This window comes from Acidobacteriota bacterium, assembly GCA_016184105.1.
Taxonomy (GTDB): Bacteria; Acidobacteriota; Vicinamibacteria; order Vicinamibacterales; family 2-12-FULL-66-21; genus JACPDI01.
Window position 1 is genome coordinate 1 of record JACPDI010000003.1, and the last position, 3,989, is coordinate 3,989.

4 protein-coding genes are annotated in these 3,989 nt (G+C 68.5%); 1 reads left to right on the plus strand and 3 read right to left on the minus strand.

Annotation, left to right across the window (positions count from 1 at the left end):
* Positions 1 to 117: 117 nt before the first annotated feature.
* Genes HYU53_00560 through HYU53_00570 form a run of 3 tightly spaced genes read right to left on the minus strand, consistent with a single transcriptional unit; the run spans position 118 to position 1,344 of the window.
* Positions 118 to 447 carry a PilZ domain-containing protein gene (locus HYU53_00560; protein ID MBI2219685.1) on the minus strand — a complete coding sequence of 110 codons (330 nt, stop codon included), beginning with the start codon at positions 445 to 447 and terminating at the stop codon, positions 118 to 120.
* Positions 432 to 1,025 carry a hypothetical protein gene (locus HYU53_00565; protein MBI2219686.1) on the minus strand — a complete coding sequence of 198 codons (594 nt, stop codon included), beginning with the start codon at positions 1,023 to 1,025 and terminating at the stop codon, positions 432 to 434. The genes HYU53_00560 and HYU53_00565 overlap by 16 nt, the downstream gene beginning before the upstream one ends.
* 10 nt (positions 1,026 to 1,035) lie before the next feature.
* Entirely contained in the window at positions 1,036 to 1,344 is a 309-nt protein-coding gene (locus HYU53_00570) for a helix-hairpin-helix domain-containing protein (GenBank protein MBI2219687.1), read from the minus strand.
* 340 nt (positions 1,345 to 1,684) lie between these two features.
* Between HYU53_00570 and xdh the strand changes: the two genes are divergently transcribed.
* Positions 1,685 to 3,989: selenium-dependent xanthine dehydrogenase (gene xdh / locus HYU53_00575; GenBank protein ID MBI2219688.1), on the plus strand; the 2,305-nt coding region annotated here is incomplete at its 3' end.

Consider the following 3,989-nt stretch of genomic DNA (forward strand, 5'->3'; position numbering starts at 1 on the left):
AAATCACGTTTTCACGGCACTCGACGAAGCCGAGCTCGTGATGGCTCGCTGTTGTTACGCAGCCAGGCACCTCTCGGCTTTGGGAACCGGTGTCACGAGAGATTCCCGCGCCGGGATTCACCAGCCTGGCGGCGCGGTTCGCATCACTCCGGCCTCTTCGAGAAAGGACAGCGCGCCCCGGTAGACCACACCCTCGTGCGCGTCGAGCGCGCACACCGTGCACCGCACCACGGTCGCACGCAGGCTGACGGCGTGGTTCGCCGATACAAGGTGCACGACAACCGCCGTTCCCGGCAAAAGGCGACGGCGCGATTCGACGAGGGCGCCGCCCGCCGCAATGTCCAGGAGCGACAGCGCGTCCCCCGTCCGCAGCCGCGCCTCGCGCCACGTCATGTCCTTCCGCGCCACGCGCGGGTGACGCCGGCGCTCGACTACAACGGTTTCCATGTGCCTCGCATGTACTTGAACACCCGCGTGCGGCCGGTGATCCCGAAGACGCGTACCGCGTACTGGGCCTCTCGCGCGCCGCGGATATAGACCGAACCGCTCGACGCGGTCCCGTTGGGCGCGAACGTCAGCAGGCCGCCGCTCGACAGGCGAATCGGATCCGCGGCGAAGCCGCCGTCGATGAGCGGCACGCCGGGCGCAATGGCGAACCGCACATGCCCGCCGAACAGGGCCGCGAGCGTCACGTCCGCCGACAGCCGTGGGTCGATCCCAAGTGCGATCTCCGCGGTGCGGACGCCGTTGCCGTTGCCGTCGCGAAACCGGCCGACGGCGTAATCCGGGCCCCGGGCCTGGAACCGAAGCGCGATGCGTACGTTCTGCTCCAGCGACTCCGCCCGTGTCCGGTAGCACTGGCCGGAGAGGTAGCGCGCCGCCGCCCGCGTGCGAAAGTCGTCCAGCCCAATCAGGAGCGCCGGGACGGCCGTGGCGAGCAGGACCAGAACGATCGAGATGACAAACAGCAGTTCGAGGAGGGTCAGGCCGGCCTCCGCCAGCCTGCCCCTGGTTGGCTGTGCCACGACGCGACGGCTACTGCCCGGTGCGCGCCGGCTGCGGTGGGGCGACCGTGATCCGATCCTTCAGCTTCAGGAAGCTCTTCTCGCCGATCCCCTTCACGTTCATCAACTCCTCGATCTTCTTGAACCCGCCATTCTTCTGGCGGTAGTCGATGATGCGCTCGGCGGTCTTGGCTCCGATTCCCGGCAGGTCCTGGAGCTGCGCAGACGAGGCCGTGTTGAGGTTGACCAGCGCCTTGGCCGCCTGACCGTGGATCGGCGCCATGAAGACGACGAGCGCTAGGACGCAGGCCAGGAGACGGTTCCTGAGTTCGTGATGCATGGGTGTGACTCCCTTCTGAATTGAGTAGTGGTCAGTGATCAGTGGCCAGTGATCAGTGGACGGTGGGTAGTTGACGGTGGACGCACGGCCCACTGCCCACTGGTAATCCGCGGACGGCCGCGCCGGCCACGGAGAGGTCGGCCGCGGCCGCGCGCGACCGCCGCGAACAGCCGTCACGATGGCAAGCGGCTCGCCGCCGGAACGGCGGTGCGAACCGGCGCGGTAAGCCACTGGGATGGCTCACCTTGTGGCGCAGCGCGCCGGACGCGAGGCAGGGGCGATCGCCTCGGACAATCGGAAATGGAAACCGGAGTTGACCTACAATCCATGTAGGGGGCGCATGGCCATCCGGTTCACGCTGAACGGCACGCCGCGCGAAGTCGGGCCTCGTCCGGGAGAGTCGCTGCTCGAGACGCTGCGCGAGCGCTGCGGCATCGTCTCGGTGAAGGACGGCTGTTCTCCCCAGGGGCAGTGCGGCTGCTGCCTCGCCCTTATCGACGGCAACCCGAAGGTCACCTGCGCCATGCCGGCCGACAAGGCGGACGGGGCGTCGATCGTTACGCTCGACGGTATTCCGGCGAACGAACGCGATCTGCTGGCCCGAAGCTTTGCCGCAGCTGCCGCCGTCCAGTGCGGCTTCTGCATCCCCGGCATCGCGCTCCGCGCCAAACACCTCGTCGATCACAATCCGAACCCGACGCCGCACGACATCGCGCGCGCAATTGACGTCCACCTGTGCCGCTGCACCGGGTACGTCAAGATCGTCGAGGCGATCGAGCTGTTCGCTCGCGCCCGCCGTGGCGAGCGGGTGCCCGAACCGAACGGCGACGGCCGGGTCGGCCAGTCGCTGGCACGACATCAATGCCAGCCGCTCGTGCTCGGCGAGCGGCCGTACGTCGCGGACATGGTTCGTCCCGCGATGCTGCACGGCGCCGTGGTCCTCTCGCCGCACGCGCGCGCCCGCGTCACGCGCATCGACACGTCCCGCGCGCTGGCGCACCCCGGCGTTGTCGCCGTCGCAACGGCGGCTGACGTGCCTGGGAACCGGTGGTACGGGCTCCTGTACAACGACTGGCCGGGGTTCGTCGCGGAAGGCGAAGAGGTCCGCTGCGTGGGCGACGTCATTGCCGCGGTTGCCGCAATCGATCGCCACACGGCGCGGGAGGCCGCGACGCTCGTCGAGGTGGGCTACGAGCCGCTGCCGCCGGTGCTCGATCCTGAAACCGCATTAAAAGAGGATGCGCCGCAGATCAACCCGCAGCATCCGAACCTGCTCTCCGAATCGATCATCCGGCGAGGCGACGCCGACGCCGCGCTGGCCGCCAGCGCCCACGTCGTGAGCGGTACCTGGAAGACGCAGCGCATCGAGCATCTCTATCTCGAGCCGGAATGCGCGCTGGCCGAGCCGCTCGACGAGGGACGGCTGCGACTCTACACGCAGGGCCAGGGGATTTTCGACGACCGCCGCCAGGTGGCGCAGTTCCTCGGCGTGAGCGAAGAGCACGTGTTCGTCGAGCTGGTGCCCAATGGCGGCGCCTTCGGCGGCAAGGAGGACATGTCGATCCAGGCGCAGACGGCGCTGCTCGCGCGCCTGACCGGCCACGCGGTGAAGCTCGAGCTGAGTCGCGAGGAATCGATCCGCCTCCACCCGAAGCGCCACCCGATCACGATGCGCTACACGGCCGGGTGCGATGCCCACGGGCGCCTGACCGCGGTCAAGGCGCGGATGATTGGCGATTCCGGCGCGTATGCGTCGGTGGGCGGCAAGGTGCTCGAGCGCGCGGCGGGCCACGCCTGCGGCCCGTATCGCGTGCCGAACGTGGACGTCGAGGCGCGCGCCGTCTACACCAACAATCCGCCGTGCGGCGCGATGCGCGGCTTCGGCGCCAACCAGGCGCACTTCGCGATCGAAGGGTGCGTGGACCTTCTCGCTGCCAAAGCAGGACTCGACGGCTGGGAGATGCGCTGGCGCAATGCCGTCGAGGTCGGCGACACGTTCTCCACCGGCCAGGTGCTGGAGAAATCCGTCGGGATCAAAAAGACGCTGGCAGCGGTGAAAGATGCCTACTACGACGCGCGGCGGCGCGGCCGCGCGGTGGGGATCGGCTGCGGACTCAAGAACTCCGGCATCGGCAACGGCGTGGACGAATGGGGCAAGGCGCGCCTGGTGGTCGAACAAGACGGCACGATCTCGCTTTACAACGGCTATACCGAGATGGGCCAGGGCCTGCTCACCGTCCTCGTGCAGTTCGCGTCGCAGGTCACGGGCCTCGATCCGTCGATCTTCCGCCCGCGCGTGGATTCCACCTACGCGCTGCAGTGCGGGCAGACCACCGGGTCGCGCGCGACGCTCTTCGGCGGACGCGCCGTGACGGGCGCGGCAGAGAAGCTGAAAGCGGATCTGGACCGCGGCCGGTCGCTCGCCGACCTCGCCGGCCGCGTCTACGCCGCCGACATCGTCGTCAACGATACGACGGCGCTCGGCGCGAAGACGCCGAAGATCAAGACGCACACCTCTTTCGGGTACGCCACGCAGGTGTGCGTGCTCGACGAACACGGCCGCATCGAGCGATTCATCGCCGCACACGACGTGGGGCGCGCGGTCAATCCCGCGCTCTGCGAGGGACAAATCGAAGGCTCGATCC